Genomic DNA, 20610 nt, shown 5'->3' on the forward strand with positions numbered 1-20610 from the left:
CAACGAACACTCAAGACCGCTGAGCGCTCGATGCGAGCAATTCCTTCAATATCGCCGCCGGGTCGGCTCGTTTCTGCTGACGATAATCCCCGACATGACGAACGAATAACGTTGCACGCGCCACCAGGCTCTTGCCCAGTACCGGTTTGCGCTCCAGCTCTTCCTTGATGCGCTGGAATTGCGCCTGGATCACGGCATCGGTGTAGCGCGTGCCGGTTGCCAGGTTGTCGATGTAGATCGCCACCGCGCCATCCAGCGCGCTGCGGCCGTTGTCGATGGCCGTGGCGAACAACGTGGCGCTGGCCTCGTCCTTGGCGTCCAGGGCCGCCTGCCGGCTGTTTTGCAGGTTGGTCAGGCGAATGTTGTAGTTGTTGATGGTCTCCGCCACCAGGGCCGAAGACTGGATCAGGTTGCCCGCCGCTTCCTCGCGCTGCTGGGCAATGAGCGAGACGTTGCGCTTGAGTTCTTCGTTGACCAATCCCAGCTCGGCTTGCAGGCGCGGGTCGGCGCTGGCGGCGATGATGCTGTCCAGGCGCTTGGTCGGGTCTTCGGCATCGTCGATGGCATCGGTGAGGGACGCGAGCCGGCCTTCCTTCTGCCATTGGGCGAACAATTCCTTGTAGCGCGAGCGCGGCGCCGACAACGCCCCGACGGCCACGCGAAAGCCGGTGGTTTCGTTGCTCTGTTCGGTGCCATCGGCGGCGAACAACGGGTACTCGCGGCGCATGCCGGTAAACAACGTGCCCTCGCCTTCCAGGTAGTTGCCACCCTTGACCACAAAACCGCCATAGGCGCCCTGACGGCGGCCGGCATGCACAAGCTGGAAGGATTCCTGGACCATCTCGGCGGCGTTGCCCACCACATCGAACAACCCGATCGGGTTCGGCAGCTTGGTGCCGATGGGCATCAGTCGCGCCGCCTGGCCGGTGCCGCCGGCGACCTGGTTGAACACCGCCCACTCGGCCAATGGCCCGTCGCTTTCGCTGCCTTCCAGGCGGCGGGGAAACAATCGTCCTTCCAGGTCCTGGCGGCTCACGGCATGTCCACCACGGGCGGCGAATTCCCATTCGACCTCGGTGGGCAGGCGCACGAAGCCCAGCCCACCGTCTTCAGCGGAGGTACCGCGGCCGCTGACCGGCAACAGGTCCTTGTGGTATTTCATCAGCCAGGCGCTGTATACCGCCGAGAAGCGCTCGGCCTCGAATTTCGACAGCTTCACCTTGGGCAAGCGCCCGGCCATGCCTTGGGGCAACTCGGCCAGCAACGCTTCGCAAGTCGGCGCCGGCTCGCCGCTGGCCAGCGACTGGGCCTGGGCCATGACCTGGGCGTACTGGCGGGCGGTAACCTCGTATTTGCCGATAAAGTACAACATCGGCTTGAGCGGCGTCTTGGCGTCAGTCTTGGGCATCAACGGCGTGATGGTCTTGTTCCAGTCCTTGGGCAAATCCTTGAGGGTGAACTGGCCGTTGATGAAATCGCGCCGGTAGCCGGAAATGAACGACTGTTGATAGCCCGCCTCGCCTTCACTGAACGGGTAGCCGAGGCTGATCTCGCGGTCGTCCAGGGTGCCCTGGGCGAGGATGTAGACGTAGCGGAACACCATCTGCCCCTCGCACGGCAGCGGCAGGCTGACGTCGTCGGGCAATGGCTTGGGGTTGTCCAGTTTATCCGTGCCTTCATCAGCCCAGACCAGACCGGCCAGGCTCAGCGCCACGGCGGCGCCCAATAACTTATACATCGCGAATTCCTTCACACGCCTGGATGCGCGCCACCCGCCAACCGCCACAGGCCGCCGCAACGGCACTGACGCCGAGCACGGCCACCAGGGCCAAGGTGTAATGACGCATCAGCAGATGGCTGGCGTATTCGCCGGGCATCTGCGCAAATAAATGATTCAGGCCCGACTGCGCCAGGCCATACAGGCCAGCACTCAGCAGGGCCGCAAACGTGGCGCTGTAGAGCGCCTGCAAGACCACGAACAACAACAGCGCCGCGGTGGACACACCCAACAGGCGCAACACCGACAGCTCCCGGCGCTTGCGCTCGACCGCCGCCAGGGCGCCGGCAAAAATCGCCGCGAACGCACCGGCCAGCGCCAACCCGGCGATGATCCAGAACACGATCGAGAGGTTGCGGCTCAACGATTGCACTTGTGCGATGGTCTGGGCCTGGGTCGACACCAGCAGGTTCTGTCCGGCGAAGTACTGACGCAGCGGCTCGACATCGCCGAGGCTGCGGGCATACAAACGAAACGCCGGATAAACCCGCTGCCCGGCCTCGCCCAGCGCATCGCCCGGCCAGCCGAACGCGGGCACGGCCCGGCCGTCACGGTAATCCTCCGCCGCCTCGAGCAATGCCAGTGGCGCGAACAGACCGTCCCGGGCGAAGGCCTCCAGCGGCAGCACCTGCAGCACCTGCACCCGTGTGCGCTGCGCCTCGCTACGACCGGCCACCTGCCGGCCGAAACTGGCCTGCAACCAATCGCCGGCCCTGGCGCCGAGTTTTTCCGCGGCGGTCTGGCTGAGCACCACTTGCTCCAGGCCTTGCGGCACCGGCAGTTGGCCGAACAGCGGATCGCCCATGGCCGTGGGAATCATTTCGACCGTGACCGCCGAAGCCTCATTGCTCAGGTCCGCCGTGGCCGCGATCTGCCGGGTGCGCGGCAAGGCGAAAGCCACGTCGTTGCGCTGCCCCAGTTGTTCGACGAATCCGGCGCTGAAACGGCCACCGCCCAAGGGGATAATTTCCCGGGTCGCGGGGTCACGTTCCAGGCGCTCGGTCAGACTGCTGACCAGACCGAACTTCAGGCCGAACAACACCAGCAACGGCGCCACCACGGCGACCAGCGCCAGCACCGAACAGGCCGACAGCCAGGCGTCGTTGCGATAATCCTGCCAGGCCAGGGAAGCCACCAGCGCGCCGCGCATCAGCAAGCCTCCCCAAGGGTGGCGGTGACGCCGCCGTCCGTGTCGCGACGGCAGCTGATACGCCGCACCTGCAAGCCGCTGGCGCGGGCCAGCGCCTCGTCATGGGTGGCAACGACGCAGCACACACCCTGCTCGCGGGCCTGGGTCACCAGCAAGTGCATGACGCGCTCGGCGTTCAACGGGTCCAGCGCGGCGGTCGGCTCATCGGCCAACAGCAGGCGCGGGCCATGGGCCAAAGCGCGGGCGCAACTGACCCGCTGGCGCTGACCCACGGACAGGTCCGTCGGTTTCTTGTCCAGTTGATCGGCGATGTCCAGTTGTTCAGCCAGGCGCGTCACGCTGCCGTCATCCTTCAAGCCCAGCAATTTGCGCGACAACGCGATGTTGCCGCGCACGTCCAGGAAACCCAGCAGGCCTCCGGTTTGCAGAACATAGCCCAGGTGACGGCTGCGCAGCTCGGCCAAGGTTTCCTGTTGCGACGCACGCCACAGTTTGGCGATGTCCAGCGGTGTATTGGCGGGCGTGAAATCGAATTGCCCGGCCTGATCCGGCGCCAGCACCAGGGCGAGCAAGTCCAGCAGGGTGCTCTTGCCGCAGCCGCTGGGGCCGACTACCGCCAGTTGTTCACCGCCACGCAGTTGCAGCCGTGGAATCACCAGGCTGTAGCGCTGGCCGCCGGTGCCCCGGGTTTTGTGCACGGCGTTCAGGTTCAGCATCACGGCAACGTCGACAACGGAACGCGGTACAAGGCATCGCCCGGCTCGGCATCGCCGAAACGCACCCAGTTGGCGAGATCGTTGTGGAAGGTTTCGTAGAGACGGATCTTCGACTCCAGCTCGTCGATGAAATCTTCCTGCTCGGCCACGCTCAAGGACAGCCACAGGTCCTGGGTCATGTTCAGCGATTTGCTGCGATACGGCAGCCCTTCCAGGTACTCGCCGAGGATCCCGCCGGTGGCGAGGTTGCCGCCCTTGCGCAGGGCCGACGGGTCGCGGCTCATGTAGGCGCTGGCACTGGCGATTTCCTGGAAGAAATCCTTGGGCGAACTTTGGGTCTTGCGGGCCGCGTCGACGATCAGCTTCAGCGATTGCTGTAGGTCGTTGAGCTGCAGCTTGGTCAGCATCACGCAGACCTGGAACGCCGGCAGCGCCGGGTTGGTCAGGTCGCGGTCGGCGGTCCAGGCGCTGACCAGTTGCGGCGCCTGGCTGGCGCTCTTGCGGCCGAGGAAATCCATGTGCATGGCGTAACCGACCGCCGCCGATTTGTCCGCCAGGCTTGGCGCGGCGCTGAGCAGCGGCACGCTTTGCGGCTTGTTGCTGCGCACCTGGTGCACGAGATCGGCGAACACCGAGCCGATCTCGTCGACCCGCTCGCCGAACTTGCGCACGTCGGCGCCCGGCACCGGGATGTACAGGTCGCCGATCTGCGGATTGGCGTCGGCCGTCAGGGTGCGGTACTGGGTCTGGGCGCCGGCGTGGGTTTTCTTGCCGGCGTCGCTGAGCAGGTGCAGGGCGTAGATCTTGATCTGCTTGCCCAACGCCGCCTGGCGCACTTCGGCCTCGTTCATTTGCGTCGCGGCAAACGGGTCGTTCTTGCGCAGGGCACCGGCATCGGTCACCAGCAGGATCAGGCGCCCGCCGTAACCGGACCAGTCCATGCCTTCCACGGCTTCCATGACCCCGGCAAACGCATCCTCGTTGAACGAATGGCTCGACACGGTAGACGCCTTGACCTGCCGCGCCATCTCCAGGAAGCGTTGCGGGTCGCGACCCTGCTCCAGCGTGATGAGAGTCTTGGCGGTGTACTCCAGGCCCGGGGTTTTCTTGATGCTGCTGCGGAAACCGACCATGCCGAAGCTGACACTGTCCAACTCGCCACGTTCGCCGATGCGGGTCTGCAACTGATGCACCACGTCGCGGACCTGATCGATATAGGGCTGCATGGACACGGTGGTGTCCACCACCAGCACCACGGCGGTACGGAACGCGTCGGCATTGGCGGTGGTGATCGGCGTGTTGGTCGCGGCCTTTTGCGTGTTGCCGGGGTCGATGGAGGCGACGTTCAGCAACTGCACCGGCTGGCCGTTGTCGTCGAAGCTTTCACGCGAATCGAAGATCGGCAACAGGTAGAACTGGTTTTGCGGTACGGCGCTGGCGGCCGGTTCCAGGGCCAGCACCTGCTGGTTGTCCTGAGGGCTTTGCTGGGCCTTGAGCAACGCATTTTTCGCGGCCGAAGGGTTCGCCAGGAGCTTTTCCACTTCGCCGGGCTGGCGCAGGAACATCACCGGCGCACGGCCGGAGCGTTCGGTGAACTTGAGTACCAGGCTCTGTTTCCAGTCGCTGACCTGGGCGGCGGGCAGCCAGCCGTCGCTGCGCCCGTCGGTGGCCGCGCCGACCCGCACCCAGGCGCTGCCATCCACGTCCTTGCGCTGATACACATACAACACCGAGAACGCCGGCAGCGACTTGCCCGCCGCGGCGCCCGGCGCGTCGGCGAGTTTCGCCCCCGGCTTGCTGAGCACACGCTGGAACAGGGTTTTTTTACCGGCCATCAGCAATGGTCGCTGGCCGCCATCGGCCTCGGTCGCCACGGGGGGCTGAGCCGGAGGCGCGACGGGAGGCTTGACCGCTGGCACTTCCGGGGCCTTCGGTGGCTTCACTTCCGGTGGCTTGACCGAGGTGGTCGTAGTCACTGGCGTCTTCACTTTTTTGCCATTGTCACCGGCCAACCACCAATAACCTGCGCCGCCCAAGGCCAGCGCCACGGCGACCGCAACGGCGGCCAGGGCGAACACCGGCCGCTTGCGTTGCTCCGATACCGGCGACTGAGGCGTCGGTTTTACCGGCGGCGGGACCGGCCTGGGCTGCGGTTGTGCGTAAGCCGGGCCACTGGGAATGTCGATGGACGTGGGCGTCAGGCCGGCCAAGTCATCCACCGGAGGCGGCGCGACAGGCAGCTCAAACGACAACGGCCGGATCAGCGTCGCTTCCGACGATTCCTCTGGCAGGTTATCCAACGCGCGCAGCAACGCAGTCGCATCCGGGAAACGCTCCGCCGGATCCTTTGCCAGCAGTTTGCGCAGCACTTCCTGGTAACGACCGTGGTGCACCGGCAATTCCGGCAGCGGTTCGGTCAGGTGGGCCAGGGCCGTCGACAGCGCGTCGTTGCCGATATACGGCAGCTTGCCGACGAGGATCTCGTAGAGCACCACGCCCAGGGCGTACAGGTCGGCGCGGCCGTCGATGTCTTGCCCACGGGCTTGCTCAGGGCTCATGTAGCTCGGTGTGCCAACCGCGAAACCGGCTTGGGTGAATTGGGTGCGGTCGTCCAAGGACTTGGCGATACCGAAGTCCGACAGCACCGCCGTGCCATCGGCGCGAAACAGGATGTTGGCCGGCTTGACGTCACGGTGCACCAGGCCCAGGCCGTGGGCGTACCCCAGGGCCGAAGCGATCTGGCGGATGTAGGTCAGGCCCTGCTCCGGCGTCAGGCCCGCGGCGATGCGTTCCTTGAGCGTGCCGTTGGGCAGGTATTCCATCGCCATGTAGTACAGCTCACCGACATTGCCGATGTCATGGATGGTGACAGTGTGCGGGTGCGACAGGCGCGCCAGGGTCTTGCCCTCGCGCAAGAAACGCTCGCAGAAAGTCGGGTCGGCCGCCAGCGCCGCGGCCATGACTTTCAACGCGACCTTGCGCTCAAGCGAACGCTGGGTCGCCAGGTACACGCTGGCCATCGCGCCTTCGCCGATCTCGCCATCGATGTCGTAGCCGGGGATGACAATATTCAGGGGCAAGCTCATGACGGCACCTTCACAACGACCACGGTGATGTTGTCCGGCGCGCCGCGCATCAGACCCAGGGACACCAGGCTGCTGGCGATTTCGCCGGGCTCGTCGTGGCTCAATACTTCTCGGATTTCTTCGTCCTCGACGGTCTTGGTCAAGCCGTCGCTGCACAGCAGGTAGCTGTCGCCGGGCACCAGCAGCAGCTCGGTCATCGCCAGGTTCAATTGCGCCTCGACGCCGATGGCGCGGGTGACGATGTTGGCCCGCGGATGCACACGGGCTTCGGCCTCGCTGAGCAGGCCGCTGTCCTGCAGATCCTGGACATAGCTGTGGTCGCGCGAGATGCCTTCCAGCACGCCATCGCGCAAGCGGTACAAGCGGCTGTCACCGGCCCACAGGCACATGCCGCGCAGGTCGCGCGTGGCCAGCACCACCACGGTGCTGCCCATCATGGTCACGCCACGGTTGGCGGTTTCTTCGCGCACGGCGGCGTTGACCCGCAGCAGGTCGCTTTGCAGCGCCGCGATGTACTCGTCCAGGGAACGGCCCACCGCAATGCTACGCAGGCTGTCGACAATCAGGCTGCTGACGTAGTCGCCCGCCGCGTGCCCGCCCATGCCGTCGGCGACCACCCACAGGCCGTTTTCCGGCAGGTCCAGGCAGGCGTCCTCGTTGACCTGGCGGACCATGCCGACATGGCTTTTGCTTGCAGACTTGAAGGCTTTTCCAGCACTTGGACGCATCTACACAACACCTTCTTGGCCGAGCAAAAATTGCGCAAAATCAGCGGCGGCCGGCAGTCCCTGGCACCGCATCAAACCGGGCGCGATGCGCTCCGAACCCTGGCCCCACCACAGGCTGACGCCTTCGCAAGCCGACTCGGCGAGGGCGCTCATTCGCCGCTGCGAATCGGTGGCATCGAAGCGATGCAGGCTGGCGAAGCGACTGCTCGGGGTGCGCGGCAGGTACATCGGGCCATCCAGGGTTTCCAGCTCCGCGTTGAAGGCTTCGAAACTGGCCTCCACGTTCAGTGTGCTCAACAGCAGGTTCTCGACCCGCTCGAACCAGTCGTCCGCGCCGCCGACCACCGAGGCCGGGTCGGCATCCGGGTCGAGCAACGCTGCAACGGTCAGCGGGAAATACCGCCCGACCCGGTCAATGCTTGGCATCACCACGCCAACGGCAGCGTCCGGCCCGCACACGCCGGGCGCGACCATGAAGCGCCACAGCGGGCTGACCAGATAGGCATCCAGCCAACGCTCGCCGAGGCTGGCCTGGCTGGCGAGCAAACCCGCCGCCAGCCACGAGTCCCACGGGCCGATAAAACTCTGCGGCAAGCCACGGCTGACGAAGTCTCCACGGCTGGCCAACTTTCCATAGAAACCCGCTGTACTGCTCATAGGCGCTCCGGCAGGCTGAACCCACTGAGTACCCGGCTCTTGAATGGGTTGAAGGCGCTGTTGGCCCGCAATTCGTAAGAGGCGCTGGCGCCATCGACCCGCAGCCGCAGGTTGAAGCGATCCGGCGAGTTGCCGGCGGTCAGGTCCGACTGCTCCAGCAATCGGAACCAGGCCCATGGCCCATCCAAGGTGATGCCGGAACGACCGCTGGACGACGGCGGCATGATCGAGATGCGCACCACACCGATGCTGCCCGGGTTCGGCCATTGCATGGCGGTCGGCCGGCTCGGGCCGTGGTCGTAGCTCAACTGCTGGCCGTCGAGGTCTAGCAGGAATTGGGTGATGGTCGAATCCATCGCCACCGGCTTTAGCTCGAAGCGCACCATCGGCTGCGTGCCGCCGGAACGGAAGAACGCATCGCGAATGGTCGCCGCGCGCTGGAAGGTTTGCAGCACACCCGGGGAAATCCCGAGCTTCTGCGCCGCGCCCGGCTGCCAGCGCCAAGTCTGCGTCGAGGTATCCACGTACGGTTGCAGGTATTTGCGGAAGTAGTTGTCCATCACCCCGCCGACGCCGAAGAACTGGCCGAAGTCATCGAGGGTCGCGTCCCGCGCACTGCCCGGCGACATCGGGTAGCGCCCGGCCAGGGATTGGCGATAGATGTTCACCACTTCGCTGGTCCAGGCGGCGTTCAGTTGATTGCGCACCCCGCCCATCATGGTGTTGGTGGTGGAGTTGACCACCGACTTGACCAAGCCCTGCACCAGCGGTGGCTGGCGTTCGGCGTTGAGGCTGACGCGGGTCGCCGCGGCCGACGCCTGGTTCTTGGCCTCGCCGAGCAAGGCGTCGCCGCTGGCGCCGACCATGGCGCTGACCTGCACATACAGGGCGTTCATGTCGGACAGCAGGCCGTCGATGGCCGCCGGTTCGCCTTCGCTCTTGCTGACGATGCTGTTGAGCTCGGCGAAGTGCGCGGTGATCGGGTCATCGCTGGTTTGCGGCGCGTTTGGCGTTGCCTGCTCCTGGCCGAGCAGGCTGCCGAGGCGCTCCTTGAGCTTGTCCACGCCGTCGCCCGCCGGTACGCCTTGGGCGGCGAGCAGGCGTTCGTCCTGTTGCAGGTCGGTTTCCTTCGCCACCGCCACCAGCAGTTTTTTCAGCGGCGAGGTCGGGCCGGAAATCACCCGCAGCACATCGGCAGCCTGGGCCACGCTAGTGATCGGGACGAAGTCGATGTCGGCCAGCAAGGCATCCCATTGGCGCATGTAGTCCTGGAAGTACAAGCGACGCACATCGGCGGCGAGGCTGGCGACGTTCTGCTGATCGGCCTGCTCAAAGCCCAGCACCCATTGCTCTTCAGCGAGGGTGCCGGTCTGGCTCAGGCTGGAGAGCAAGAAGCCCTGACGGTAACCCTTGACCGTGAAGAAGCCGCTCAGCGGTTCACCCAACGGCTTGCCGCTCTTGCGGCTGAACACCAGCGCGGCGTCACGCCCGGCGGCTTCGTTGATGCGGAAGTCGGGGATGCCGTCGGGCAGCTTCTGCCGTTTGATGCGGTCGTAGACGCGCTGGGCCACCGGCAGTTGTTGCAGCTGGCGGCGCAGGTCCTCGATCAGGCGTGGGTCCAGGCGCGCGGTCGGCGGACGCCGCTCGAACAGCGCCTGCAAGTGCCCGGTCAAAGCCTGACGCTGTTCGGCCGGCAGGTCGCGCGGCAGGCTGCGGTCCCAATCAAGCGCAATCCAGGCCTTGATGAAATCGGCGTCGTAATGCTCGTTGTCCGCGAGCATCAGGTAGGCCTTCAGCCCCTCGTAAAGGAAGTCCGAGTTGCCGCCGCCGTGCAGTTGCTCTTCGATGCGCGTCAGCAGGCGCGGCGCAAACACCGCGATCAGCAGTTTGCGATAGACGCTACCGGACTCGGCTTCGAGCATGTCGCCCTGATACAGGCCCAGGCCTTCGGCCCAGTCCGGAGCATCGTCGGCCAGATGCTTCACGGCGTTGAGCAGCGGCAATACCGCGAGTACGTCGCGCTGGGCCGGGCTGAGGTTCTGCACGGTCTGGCCCAGCGGCGCGACCTTCTGGTCGACCTGGGCGATGTAGGCCTGGTTGGCGCGGTAGCTGACCCACCACAACGTGCCGACCACCAGCACCACCAGCACGGTAGACGCCAGCACGCCACGAGCGATCCACTTGCGCCGGCGCTCGACTTTCGGGTCCACCCCCACCAGCCCGCGCTCGGCGAAGGCCACGGCGCTGAAGAGTTTTTCGATGAAGTAACTGCGCCCGGTACCGGTCTGGCGCGCCAGGTGCTGGCGGTCCAGGTTCATGCTTTGGGCCATGGAGCCGATCAGGCGATCGATCGGGCTGCCTTCCTGGGTGCCGCTGGTGAAATACACGCCACGCAGCAACACACGCTCTTCGAACGCATTGGGTTTGAACACGCCGTCGAGGAAACTTTGCAGGCAATCCTTCAATGCACCGAACTGCTGCGGGAAGCCGTAGATCAGGTCGCGCCGCGCCGGGTCGCGTTCCTGTTGCAGGCGCTCGACCAGGCGGTCGTTGAGGCGCTGCTCGAGCAGGGCGAATTCGCTTTGCAGGTGCGCCAGCGGGCTGTCATTGCTCTTGCCGTCGTCCAGGGTGAAAGTCATGCCCCAGACCTGGGCACGCTCTTCCTTGCTCAGGTTGTCGAAGTACTCCATGAACCCCGGCACCAGGTCGAGCTTGGTGAGCATCAGGTACACCGGGAAACGCACGCCCAGCTGCGTGTACAACTCCTGGATCCGCAGGCGGATTGCCGCCGCGTGGGCGGCACGTTCGGCGTCGCTGCCCAACAGCAGGTCCGAGAGGCTGATGGCGATGAACGCGCCATCGATCGGGCGTCGCGCCCGCTGTTTTTTCAGCAAGCCGAGGAAGCCCAGCCACGCGGCCTTGTCGACGGTCGCATCGCTGTCCTGGGTGGTGTAGCGACCGGCGGTGTCGAGCAACACCGCCTCGTCGGTGAACCACCAGTCGCAGTTGCGCGTGCCACCGACACCGCGTACTGCGCCGGCGCCCAATTGCGCCGCCAGCGGGAAATGCAGCCCTGAGTTGACCAGTGCAGTGGTCTTGCCCGAGCCCGGTGGGCCGATGATCACGTACCACGGCAACTCGTAGAGATTGCGCCGCTCGTCACCGCCCAGCTTGGCTTTCTTGAGCAAGGCCAGGGCCTCGTCCATGCGCTGGCGCAACGTTTCGAGCTCTTCGGCGGTGGCGATGCTGGTCGGGTCCGGCGGAGTCTGCGCGGCCAGGCTGCGCATGACTTCGGCGGCCTGCCGGCGGGCCTGGATGATGCGGAACAGGCGATAGGCGATCCATACCGCAAACACCAGGATGATCAGCGCCCAACGGCGCCCTTCAGGCGCCAGCCAATCGAGCAGCGGGCCGACGAACCAGATGATCAGGCTCAGGGCGATCAGCCCCAGCAACGGGATGACCCAACGGGTCATGAAACTGAAAAACGCCTTCACTCGACCCCCTCCGCCAATACTGTGATTTCAACCCGACGATTGCGCGCCCGCCCCTCGGTCGTGGCGTTGGACGCCAACGGCTCGGTGTCGCTGCGGCCTTCGGCGCTGAAGCGCTCGGGCTGGCCGGTCTTGGCCGAAAGAATGTCCAGCACCGACCTGGCCCGTGCTTCGGACAAGGCCCAGTTGGACGGAAACCGCAAGGTCGCGATCGGGCGATTGTCGCTGTGGCCGGTCACCAGCACCTGGCCCTTGACCTTGCGCACGGCATCGGCGATGCGCAGCATCAACGGCTGGAAATCATCCTTGATGCTGGCGCTGCCGGAGGCGAACAGTTCATCGCCACGGATGGTCACCACCGAGCGGTCGACGGCGTCTTCCACAGCAATCCGGCCGGCCCTGATTTCATCGGCGAGGAACCCGGCCAGGCGCGGACGTTCGATCACTTTCGGCTGGACCACCGGACGGTCGATGGTCTGCACCGGGATTTCGCCGAGGAAATGAATATTCTTGAACACCGGCTCGGCATCAGCGGCCAGCTTCATGCGCAGGCCGAACAGCAACGCCAGCAACAGGGCGACGCCAATGGCCACGGCGATCCATGGCGGCATGAACTGCGCCAGGCGATCGCGGGCCACGGTGACCCCACGCCAGTGCGGCGACAGCTCGCGTTCGTAGTCGCCACGGGCGCTGCGGATGACCGCTGCGGTGCGTTCGCGCAGCGCTTCCAGTTGGCTGCGGCCGTCGTTCATGACCCGGTAGCGCCCTTCGAAACCCAGGCACATGCACAGGTACAAAAGCTCCAGCAGGTACAGACGCTCGCGCGGGCTTTGCAGGCAGTGTTCCAGCAGCTGGAAGACCTTTTCGCCGCCCCAGGCTTCGTTGTGGACGGTGATCAACAGGCTCTGCTTGCCCCAGTCGCTGGTGCCGCCCCAAGGCGTGCTCAGCACCGCCTCATCCAGCGCGGTGCACAAGGCGTAGCGGGCCAGCAAGACGTCGTTGCGCACCACGCCGGCGGCTTCGGCGCGCTCTTCGAACTGGCGCAGGTAGGCCAGCAATTGGGCGCGCAAGCTGGCCGGTGCCGGGTGGGCGATGGTGCTGCGCAAGCGCGTCAGCAGGGCCAGCAGCGGGCCGGCGGCGCTCTCCAGCGGGTTGAGGCCCTGGGCTTTGCCGGTCAACAGCGGCGCGGCCGGCATCGACAGCGGCGCCGTCGCGGGTGCCGGTTGCGGCCGCCCCGGGTCCGGGCGGAAAGGGTCCGCGCCACGGCCACCGGGGGTCGGCATGAACTGGGTACGATCGTCGTTGCTCATCGCGGTTTATCCTCGGATCGCCCAGAAAGCCAGGTTCAGCCCCGGGAACTGGCCGGCGATGTGGAACGCAAAGCCGCCGGAGTTGCTCAGCTGTTGCCAGTGATCGCTGCCCCGGTCCAGCTCGTAATAGGTGGATCCGGCGTGGTACGGAAGCTGGCGTGGCGCCACCGGCAACGGCAGCAGGCCAATGCCCGGCAGTTGCAGGTTGACCAGGTCGCGAATGTGCTCCACCGAGCCGACTTTGCTCTGCTGGCCGAAGCGGCCGCGCAGGGTTTCGGCGGGGACGTCGGCGCGCACCACGAGAATGAAACTGGCGCTGTCGAGCAAGGTCTTGTCGGCCAGCATCGCCACATGGATGCCGTAGGCTTTCTCGACAATCGGAATCGGCGTGGCCTTGCTGTCGATGAGCATCGACAGCGCCTCGCGCAAGGCTTGCATCACCGGCGTGAAACTCAGCACCAGGTCATCGTGCTGGTACTGCGGATATTCCTGCGGGCGGCGGCCGGATGCGGTAAAGGTCGAGAACTCCCCGGCCAGGCTCACCAGCTCGCTGTAAAAACGCTCGGGGTGCAGCGGGCTCAGCTGACTCAGGTGCTGGATCAGCGGCTGGGCGCGGTTGACCAGTTGCAGCAGCATGAAATCGGCAATCTCCGAGGCCCCACCCGCGCCGGAGGCCACAACCCGTCCGGCCAGGGCTTCGCCGCGCTGGTGCAGCAGGCCCAGCAGCTCACTGCGAAACGCTGCCAGTGACTTCGAAGCCGCTACGTCCAGCAGCGGCGGGATGTAATTTTCATCCAGCACCAGAGCGCGGTCGGCGCGTTTTTCCTTGATGCGCACCACGCCAATCGCGGCGTAATCGCCGATGCCATCCTGGGCGGTCAGCAAACGCAGCGCCCGGGAACCCACGGCCACCGGCGCACGGTTCTCGAACGGCGCATTGTCATCACGCACTTCGCAGACCTGGCTCACGTAGCGCGCGGCGCCCAAGGGTTCACCTTCGTCCACGGTGTCGCGGGCGCCGGCGCGCTTGAGCGGCAGGGCCAGGTACACGAGGCCGTCTCGCAGGTTGTCGTCGATGTTCAGCGGCGTCGGCGCAACGTCGTCCTGGGGAATATTGAACGGCGTGCCGTCGGGCAGCAGGCCCTTGGCCGAAATGATCGCCAGCTTGCCCTGGGCCAGCAGGCCCTGATCGATCAGCAATTCGGAAAAACCCCAGGCGCCGGCCGACAATGGGCGGCTGCGGGAATCGATAAGGTTTTCCAGGTAACGGTCATGCTGCTGGAAGTGCTGCGTTCCAATGAACATGCCTTCCGACCAGACCACTCGATTGTTCCAGGACATGGGGGCTCCGATTGCTTATTGGGCAGGGCTGGATGGGGGGACGACGACGGCGCTGCGCACGGCACGCACATCGAGGCTGATCTGGTATTCGGTGTATTGGCGCGCCGGGACATTCATCACCGTGCGCCACAGCGACTGGTCCAGCTCGCGATAGCCCACCAGGATTCCGATGTGCCGGGTGGCCGGGTCGAGATCGCGTTGCAGGCTCAGTTGCTGGTCCGGCTGGATCAGCACTTCGTCCTGGTCGATCAGGTCAGCCCCCAATGTCGCCTGCGCCCGTTCGGCCAGGGCGAAATAGTCGGCGCGGGCAAAAGTGGCGGCGTTCTTCAACTCGAAAATGCGCACCCGTACCGGCGCCGGCTGGCCGCTGGCGCCGGGGTTGAGCCCGGCGATGGCGTGGAAGTGCAACTCGACGGCGGCGGTGTCGGCTTCAGCCTCTTCGGGCTGGGGAGCGGCCGCATCCTTGGCGCACGCCGTCAGCATAAGTGCTGCGGCGACTGCGAGTAAAAACCTGGGAATCATCCTGCGTCCTCAATGACGTTTGAGCTATCCGTTGTGTGCTTGAAAAGTGTTGTCTGGCCCGGTGCCGCTCAACGACGTCGCTGTCGCGTGCTGTGTTCTTCATAGGCGCGGCTGAACTCCCGACCGAACAGGTCCTGGAAGTCTTCCTGGGCCTCCCGGGAAATGTTGCTGTAGAGCTCGGTGAATTGCTGCCAGTACTGGGCCTGGCGCGACCCGCTGAAAATTCCCGACAACCCGCCGGGCTTGCCCATGCGCTCTTCCAGCTGGGCCGGCTCGAAACGCGCCAGCAGATGCTTGATGGCCGCTTCCACACCGGCCATCACCGCCAGCTGATGGGCGCGCAAATCGTCAAAGCTGTCGCGAACCGCCACGTCCGGCGCCATGAAGGCCTGGTTGCCGTGGCGCAACAGCAACAGCAGGGCTTCGTCGACGTTCGGGGCAAATTTGAGCGGGTTGTTTTCCACCGGCTGGATCATTGTCTGCTGGATGCGGAATTCACCCTTGAGGCTGCTGCGGGCGCGCAGCACATCGATCAGGCCCTCGACCATCAATCGATAGCTGCGCCCGATGCTTTCCATCTGCGCCTCAGCCTGGGCTTTGTCCAGGCGCAACTGATCCAGCCCGGCGCCGCGCAGGAACGCTTGCAGCAGGTCAGGGCCAGAGGTGTCGGTTGGGGTAGCCGTCGGCTCGACGCGGCTGACCGGCGCTTCGCGCGGTGGCGCGGGCTCAATCGGCGCAACGACTTGCGGAATCGGCGGCGCGGAAACGGGCTCGATCACCGGCAATGGCGGCACGGAAACCGGCTCCGGCAGCGGCGCGACGGGAATCGGCGCAACCGGCGCAGGCGTGTCGCTGAACAGGTCCCAATCATCCGGGATAACCGGAGCAGGCGTCATCGGCAGCGGTTGGACCACTGGCGGCGGACTCGGGCGCGGAATCGGCGTGGGCGGGCGGAAATCATGTTGCTCGGCCGGAACGTGATCGGGCTGGGTGGCTGGAGGGACGCTGCTCGGAGCGAGGAAGTCGAACAGGTCCGGCAGCGTGTCCATGGACGACACGCCCTGGAAATGCGCAGGCGTGGCCACGGGTATCGGCGCCGGCGTATTCACGGCGGCACCCTGGCGCCCCATCAAGGCTTCGAAGCTGCTCGGCGCTTCGGCGAACGGATTGCTGTCGGTGACCGGCAGGCTGAAATCCACGCGCGCCTGGATCTCGTAATCACCGATGCGAATGACTTCGCCATCCTGCAGCGGCTCGCTGTTGCCTTTGCGCAGGCGAATGCCGGCCTTGACCAACTCCACGCCATTGGTGCTGTTATCGGTCAGATAATAGCGCTCGTCCTTGTACTGGATAACGCAATGTTGTCCAGAAACCAGGCGCTCCGGGTCGGGCAATACCCAGTCATTATCGGAATTACGGCCAATTGCCATCACGCCTTGGTTCAGGGTCTTTTCAGAACACTGTCCAGGGGTAATCTTGTGATAACTAGTGATAGTCAAACACAGCGGCATCTTGCCTCCTTGCTGATTACTTCTTTTTGCCGACGGAACAATGGACCTGAGCCCCCCGGCTGCGCGCTAAAAACCTTGCAAACAACCCGGAACGGCGTTTTGCCAGCATGATTGCTGATCTTAACCGGCCTGCGTGACAAAAAAACCTGCATCGGTGCCTGCTTCGACCTACCAGTCGCGCGGGTTGTTAAGCACCTCACAACTGTCACATCGGCGAAATAGCTTACCTTGACAAGGGATAAGTACTACACCAAAAATGCACAACTTCTTGAATATACATGATGGCACTTTAAGATCATCTCGCACTTATAGCGCCATTACGGTCAAGGAACATGTGAAGTTTCATCCGAAACTTTCATGTGCACTGCCCGACTTCTTCAGCGGGTGATAGGGAGATCGATCCAAGTGGATGTGCCTTTGCTGCTCGCCGCCGTTTCCGCGAATTCGCCTTGCGGTGAAGACCTGGAATATGACGCGGATTTCTTGCGCCTGGAACGCGATTCCCGAGGCCAGCCCGAGCGCAGCATGGGCGACTCGATCCTGCCTGCAGAACCCCCTGAATGGCGCAGCATCCAGCAGCAAAGCCTGGACCTGCTCGCGCGCAGCAAAGACCTGCGCATCACCCATTTCCTGCTGCAAAGCTCCCTGGCCCTGGAAGGCATTCCCGGCCTGGCCCGTGTATTGACGCTGATCAACGAGCTGCTCAAGCAATACTGGGCCGACCTGCACCCGCGCCTGGATGCCGATGATGACAACGACCCCACCGTGCGCATCAATGCCCTTGCCGGCCTGACGTCGGACGTCACCATCCGCCTGCTGCGCGAGAGCATCCTGGCTCGCTCGCGCACGTTCGGCAACGTCAGCCTGCGCGCCGCCGCCAACGCCAGCGGCTTGCAAAGTTTCCCCGATGAAAGCCTCGGCGCCGAACAACTCGCCGGCGCCCTGCTCGACAGCGATCCCGAGCAGCTGGAAGTCATTCGTGCCGCCCTGCTGGAAGCCCGCAGCGCCGCCGAGTCCATCGAACAGCAAGTCAGCGACCAGGTCGGTTCCGCCCAGGGCGTGGACCTCGGCCCGCTGAAACAACCGCTGAAGATGGCCCTGCAGATTCTCGGTCAGTTCGCCCCGCAGAGCGGCGACAGTGCCCTTGCCGATCCCGTCGAAACCGACAACGCCGCGCCGGTTGAATACGCCAGCGCACCCAGCGCGCCGCGCAGTACCGTCGTCGGAGAAATCAACAACCGCGACGACGTCCTGCGCAGCCTGGACCGGATCCTGGCGTACTACACCCGTCATGAGCCCTCCAGCCCGCTGCCGGTGCTGTTGAACCGGGCGAAGAATCTGGTGCACGCCGATTTCGCGGCGATCGTACGCAACCTGATTCCCGACGGCATGAGTCAATTTGAAAACCTGCGCGGCCCGGAAAGCGAATAAAAAGCGAGCGGATCACGCAGTCACGTCATAGGTACCCCCGATGACGCCAACACCGTCGCTCAAGCGACCAGGAGCAGCAACGTGGCGAAGCAAAGTTCTCAGAAATTCATTGCGCGCAACCGCGCGCCTCGAGTGCAGATCGAGTACGACGTCGAGCTCTACGGCGCCGAGAAAAAGGTCCAGTTGCCCTTCGTCATGGGGGTAATGGCGGACCTGGCCGGCAAGCCCGCGGAGCCTCTGGCGCCGGTGGCCGATCGCAAGTTCCTCGAGATCGACGTCGACAACTTCGACTCGCGTCTCAAGGCCATGCAGCCTCGCGTGGCGTTCCATGTGCCTAACGAATTGACCGGCGAAGGCAACCTGAGCCTGGACCTGACGTTCGAAAGCATGGACGACTTCAGCCCAGCGGCCGTGGCCCGCAAGATCGATTCGCTGAACAAGCTGCTCGAAGCACGCACCCAACTGGCCAACCTGCTGACCTACATGGACGGCAAGACCGGTGCCGAGGAAATCATCATGAAGGCGATCAAGGACCCAGCGCTGCTGCAGGCCCTTGCCAGCGCGCCGAAGCCCGCCGATGCAGAGCCCAAGGCTTAAGGACAAACGATCATGAACGATTTGGTACGCGACAATCAGCCCCAGAACCTGGGCGCCACCGAAGAAACCAGCGAGTTCGCCTCGCTGCTGCTGCAAGAGTTCAAGCCCAAGACCGAACGCGCCCGCGAAGCCGTCGAGACCGCCGTGCGTACGCTGGCAGAACAGGCCCTGGCGCAGACCGACCTGGTGTCCAACGACGCCATCAAGTCGATCGAGTCGATCATCGCCGCGATCGACGCCAAGCTCACCGCCCAGGTCAACCAGGTCATCCACCACCCGGACTTCCAGCAACTGGAAAGCGCCTGGCGTGGCCTGCATTACCTGGTCAACAACACCGAGACCGATGAGCAGCTCAAGATCCGCGTGCTCAACATCTCCAAGACCGACCTGCACAAGACCCTGAAGAAATTCAAGGGCACCGCGTGGGACCAGAGCCCGCTCTTCAAGAAGATGTACGAAGAAGAATACGGCCAGTTCGGCGGCGAGCCTTACGGCTGCCTGGTAGGCGACTACTACTTCGACCAGTCGCCACCGGACGTGGAACTGCTGGGCGAGCTGTCGAAAGTCTGCGCCGCCATGCACGCGCCATTCATTGCCGCCGCCTCGCCAACCGTCATGGGCATGGGCTCGTGGCAGGAACTGTCGAACCCGCGCGACCTGACCAAGATCTTCACCACCCCGGAATACGCCGGCTGGCGTTCGCTGCGTGAATCGGAAGACTCGCGCTACATCGGCCTGACCATGCCGCGCTTCCTGGCGCGCCTGCCGTATGGCGCCAAGACCGATCCGGTGGAGGCCTTTGCCTTCGAAGAAAGCACCGACGGCGCCGACAGCTCCAAGTACACCTGGGCCAACGCCGCCTATGCGATGGCCGTGAACATCAACCGCTCGTTCAAACACTTCGGCTGGTGCTCGCGCATCCGCGGCGTGGAATCGGGCGGTGAAGTGGAAAACCTGCCGGCCCACACGTTCCCTACCGATGACGGTGGCGTGGACATGAAGTGCCCGACCGAAATCGCCATTTCGGACCGCCGTGAAGCGGAACTGGCGAAGAACGGTTTCATGCCGCTGCTGCACAAGAAAAACACCGACTTTGCCGCCTTCATCGGCGCCCAGTCGTTGCAGAAACCGGCCGAATACGACGACCCGGACGCCACCGCCAACGCCAACCTGGCCGCGCGCCTGCCGTACCTGTTCGCCACCTGCCGTTTCGCCCATTACCTGAAGTGCATCGTGCGCGACAAGATCGGCTCCTTCAAAGAGAAGGACGAGATGCAGCGCTGGTTGCAGGACTGGATCCTCAACTACGTCGATGGCGATCCGGCGCACTCCACCGAGACCACCAAGGCCCAGCATCCACTGGCTGCCGCCGAAGTGATCGTCGAAGAAGTCGAAGGCAACCCGGGGTACTACAACTCCAAGTTCTACCTGCGCCCGCACTATCAGCTCGAAGGGCTGACCGTGTCGTTGCGCCTGGTATCGAAACTGCCGTCGGCCAAGGGCGCGTAAGGATTTACTGAGCGGTACGCAATGGAAAAATGTGGGAGCGAGCCTGCTCGCGAAAGCGGTGCATCAGTCGCCACTTGTGTTGCCTGAGACATCGCCTTCGCGAGCAGGCTCGCTCCCACAGGGGGTCTTCATTGAGTTGGAGAACACCCTGGTTCCGGTCGGCAATAAAAATTTTCGCAAGGTCAGCGTCAACCAAACAATGTGGTAAAGACCACACAGGGAGAAAACATGGCTGTTGATATTTTCATCAAGATCGGCGACATCAAGGGCGAGTCCATGGACAAGGTCCACAAGGACGAGATCGACGTCCTGAACTGGAGCTGGGGCATGTCCCAGACCGGTAACATGCACGTCGGCAGTGGCGGTGGCGCGGGCAAGGTGAGCATCCAGGACCTGTCGCTGACCAAGTACGTCGACAAGGCTTCGCCGAACCTGATGATGCACTGCGCCAGCGGCAAGCACGTCGACAAGGTCAAGCTGACCGTGCGCAAGGCCGGCGGCGAAAGCCAGGTCGAGTACATGATCATCAACCTGGAAGAAGTACTGATCACTTCCCTGAGCACCGGTGGCTCGGGCGGCGATGATCGCCTGACTGAAAACGTCACGCTGAACTTCGCCAAGGTGCTGGTGGATTACCAGCCACAGAAAGCCGACGGCACCAAGGAAGGCGGTCCGGTCAAGTTCGGCTGGAACATCCGCCAGAACGTCAAGGTGTAATCGAACACGCCCCCGGCGCCACGCGCCGGGGGTGTTTGGTGCTTGCTCGCAACCCATCCTTTCC

General features: G+C 64.3%; 15 protein-coding genes. 4 read left to right on the top strand and 11 right to left on the bottom strand.

Annotated elements, in window-relative coordinates; all coding sequences use genetic code 11:
* Positions 1-10: 10 nt before the first annotated feature.
* The 11 genes from J3P91_RS27045 to tagH all read right to left on the bottom strand — a co-directional run bounded on the left by J3P91_RS27045 (position 11) and on the right by tagH (position 16292).
* Entirely contained in the window at positions 11-1738 is a 1728-nt protein-coding gene (locus J3P91_RS27045) for a formylglycine-generating enzyme family protein (RefSeq protein ID WP_434602258.1), read from the bottom strand.
* Positions 1731-2927: an FtsX-like permease family protein gene (locus J3P91_RS27050; RefSeq protein WP_434602259.1), complete on the bottom strand. Its 1197-nt coding sequence runs from the start codon at positions 2925-2927 to the stop codon at positions 1731-1733. The genes J3P91_RS27045 and J3P91_RS27050 overlap by 8 nt, the downstream gene beginning before the upstream one ends.
* Positions 2927-3643: an ABC transporter ATP-binding protein gene (locus J3P91_RS27055; RefSeq protein WP_434602260.1), complete on the bottom strand. Its 717-nt coding sequence runs from the start codon at positions 3641-3643 to the stop codon at positions 2927-2929. The genes J3P91_RS27050 and J3P91_RS27055 overlap by 1 nt, the downstream gene beginning before the upstream one ends.
* Complete coding sequence (locus J3P91_RS27060) at positions 3643-6729, bottom strand: protein kinase domain-containing protein (RefSeq protein ID WP_434602261.1); 3087 nt, start codon at positions 6727-6729, stop codon at positions 3643-3645. Before J3P91_RS27060 ends, J3P91_RS27055 begins: the two co-directional genes overlap by 1 nt.
* Entirely contained in the window at positions 6726-7457 is a 732-nt protein-coding gene (locus tag J3P91_RS27065) for a PP2C family protein-serine/threonine phosphatase (protein WP_434570876.1), read from the bottom strand. Before J3P91_RS27065 ends, J3P91_RS27060 begins: the two co-directional genes overlap by 4 nt.
* A complete protein-coding gene (gene tagF, locus J3P91_RS27070) occupies positions 7458-8114 on the bottom strand; it encodes a type VI secretion system-associated protein TagF (RefSeq protein WP_434602262.1) in 657 nt (218 codons plus the stop codon).
* Complete coding sequence (gene tssM, locus J3P91_RS27075; protein WP_434602263.1) at positions 8111-11611, bottom strand: type VI secretion system membrane subunit TssM; 3501 nt, start codon at positions 11609-11611, stop codon at positions 8111-8113. The genes tagF and tssM overlap by 4 nt, the downstream gene beginning before the upstream one ends.
* Positions 11608-12918, bottom strand: coding sequence for a DotU family type VI secretion system protein (locus J3P91_RS27080; RefSeq protein WP_434602264.1), 1311 nt, complete (start codon positions 12916-12918; stop codon positions 11608-11610). The genes tssM and J3P91_RS27080 overlap by 4 nt, the downstream gene beginning before the upstream one ends.
* A gap of 6 nt (positions 12919-12924) precedes the next feature.
* On the bottom strand, positions 12925-14259 hold the full coding sequence (tssK, locus tag J3P91_RS27085) for a type VI secretion system baseplate subunit TssK (protein WP_434602265.1): 1335 nt from the start codon (positions 14257-14259) through the stop codon (positions 12925-12927).
* A gap of 15 nt (positions 14260-14274) precedes the next feature.
* On the bottom strand, positions 14275-14781 hold the full coding sequence (gene tssJ, locus J3P91_RS27090) for a type VI secretion system lipoprotein TssJ (RefSeq protein WP_434602266.1): 507 nt from the start codon (positions 14779-14781) through the stop codon (positions 14275-14277).
* A 68-nt stretch (positions 14782-14849) separates the two neighbouring features.
* On the bottom strand, positions 14850-16292 hold the full coding sequence (gene tagH / locus J3P91_RS27095; RefSeq protein WP_434602267.1) for a type VI secretion system-associated FHA domain protein TagH: 1443 nt from the start codon (positions 16290-16292) through the stop codon (positions 14850-14852).
* A 405-nt stretch (positions 16293-16697) separates the two neighbouring features.
* Here tagH and tssA point away from each other — a divergent pair, with 405 nt between their 5' ends.
* The 4 genes from tssA to J3P91_RS27115 all read left to right on the top strand — a co-directional run bounded on the left by tssA (position 16698) and on the right by J3P91_RS27115 (position 20546).
* Entirely contained in the window at positions 16698-17723 is a 1026-nt protein-coding gene (gene tssA / locus J3P91_RS27100; RefSeq protein ID WP_434602268.1) for a type VI secretion system protein TssA, read from the top strand.
* 81 nt (positions 17724-17804) lie between these two features.
* Entirely contained in the window at positions 17805-18320 is a 516-nt protein-coding gene (tssB, locus tag J3P91_RS27105) for a type VI secretion system contractile sheath small subunit (RefSeq protein WP_186633609.1), read from the top strand.
* 12 nt (positions 18321-18332) lie between these two features.
* On the top strand, positions 18333-19829 hold the full coding sequence (gene tssC / locus J3P91_RS27110) for a type VI secretion system contractile sheath large subunit (protein WP_305497874.1): 1497 nt from the start codon (positions 18333-18335) through the stop codon (positions 19827-19829).
* Between the two features lie 228 nt (positions 19830-20057).
* Positions 20058-20546, top strand: a complete 489-nt coding sequence (locus J3P91_RS27115) for an Hcp family type VI secretion system effector (protein WP_186615146.1) — start codon at positions 20058-20060, stop codon at positions 20544-20546.
* Positions 20547-20610: the final 64 nt, after the last annotated feature.

The organism is Pseudomonas sp. Z4-7 (assembly GCF_051131965.1).
In the GTDB taxonomy this organism is placed as follows: Bacteria; Pseudomonadota; Gammaproteobacteria; order Pseudomonadales; family Pseudomonadaceae; genus Aquipseudomonas.

Coding starts and splice junctions, on each gene's coding strand:
- J3P91_RS27065 (WP_434570876.1), bottom strand. CDS start 7,457: ATGCGTCCAAGTGCTGGAAAAGCCTTCAAGTCTGCAAGCAAAAGCCAT.
- J3P91_RS27045 (WP_434602258.1), bottom strand. CDS start 1,738: ATGTATAAGTTATTGGGCGCCGCCGTGGCGCTGAGCCTGGCCGGTCTG.
- J3P91_RS27060 (WP_434602261.1), bottom strand. CDS start 6,729: ATGAGCTTGCCCCTGAATATTGTCATCCCCGGCTACGACATCGATGGC.
- J3P91_RS27050 (WP_434602259.1), bottom strand. CDS start 2,927: ATGCGCGGCGCGCTGGTGGCTTCCCTGGCCTGGCAGGATTATCGCAAC.
- J3P91_RS27055 (WP_434602260.1), bottom strand. CDS start 3,643: ATGCTGAACCTGAACGCCGTGCACAAAACCCGGGGCACCGGCGGCCAG.
- tagH (WP_434602267.1), bottom strand. CDS start 16,292: ATGCCGCTGTGTTTGACTATCACTAGTTATCACAAGATTACCCCTGGA.
- J3P91_RS27080 (WP_434602264.1), bottom strand. CDS start 12,918: ATGAGCAACGACGATCGTACCCAGTTCATGCCGACCCCCGGTGGCCGT.
- J3P91_RS27115 (WP_186615146.1), top strand. CDS start 20,058: ATGGCTGTTGATATTTTCATCAAGATCGGCGACATCAAGGGCGAGTCC.
- tssK (WP_434602265.1), bottom strand. CDS start 14,259: ATGTCCTGGAACAATCGAGTGGTCTGGTCGGAAGGCATGTTCATTGGA.
- tssC (WP_305497874.1), top strand. CDS start 18,333: ATGAACGATTTGGTACGCGACAATCAGCCCCAGAACCTGGGCGCCACC.
- tagF (WP_434602262.1), bottom strand. CDS start 8,114: ATGAGCAGTACAGCGGGTTTCTATGGAAAGTTGGCCAGCCGTGGAGAC.
- tssJ (WP_434602266.1), bottom strand. CDS start 14,781: ATGATTCCCAGGTTTTTACTCGCAGTCGCCGCAGCACTTATGCTGACG.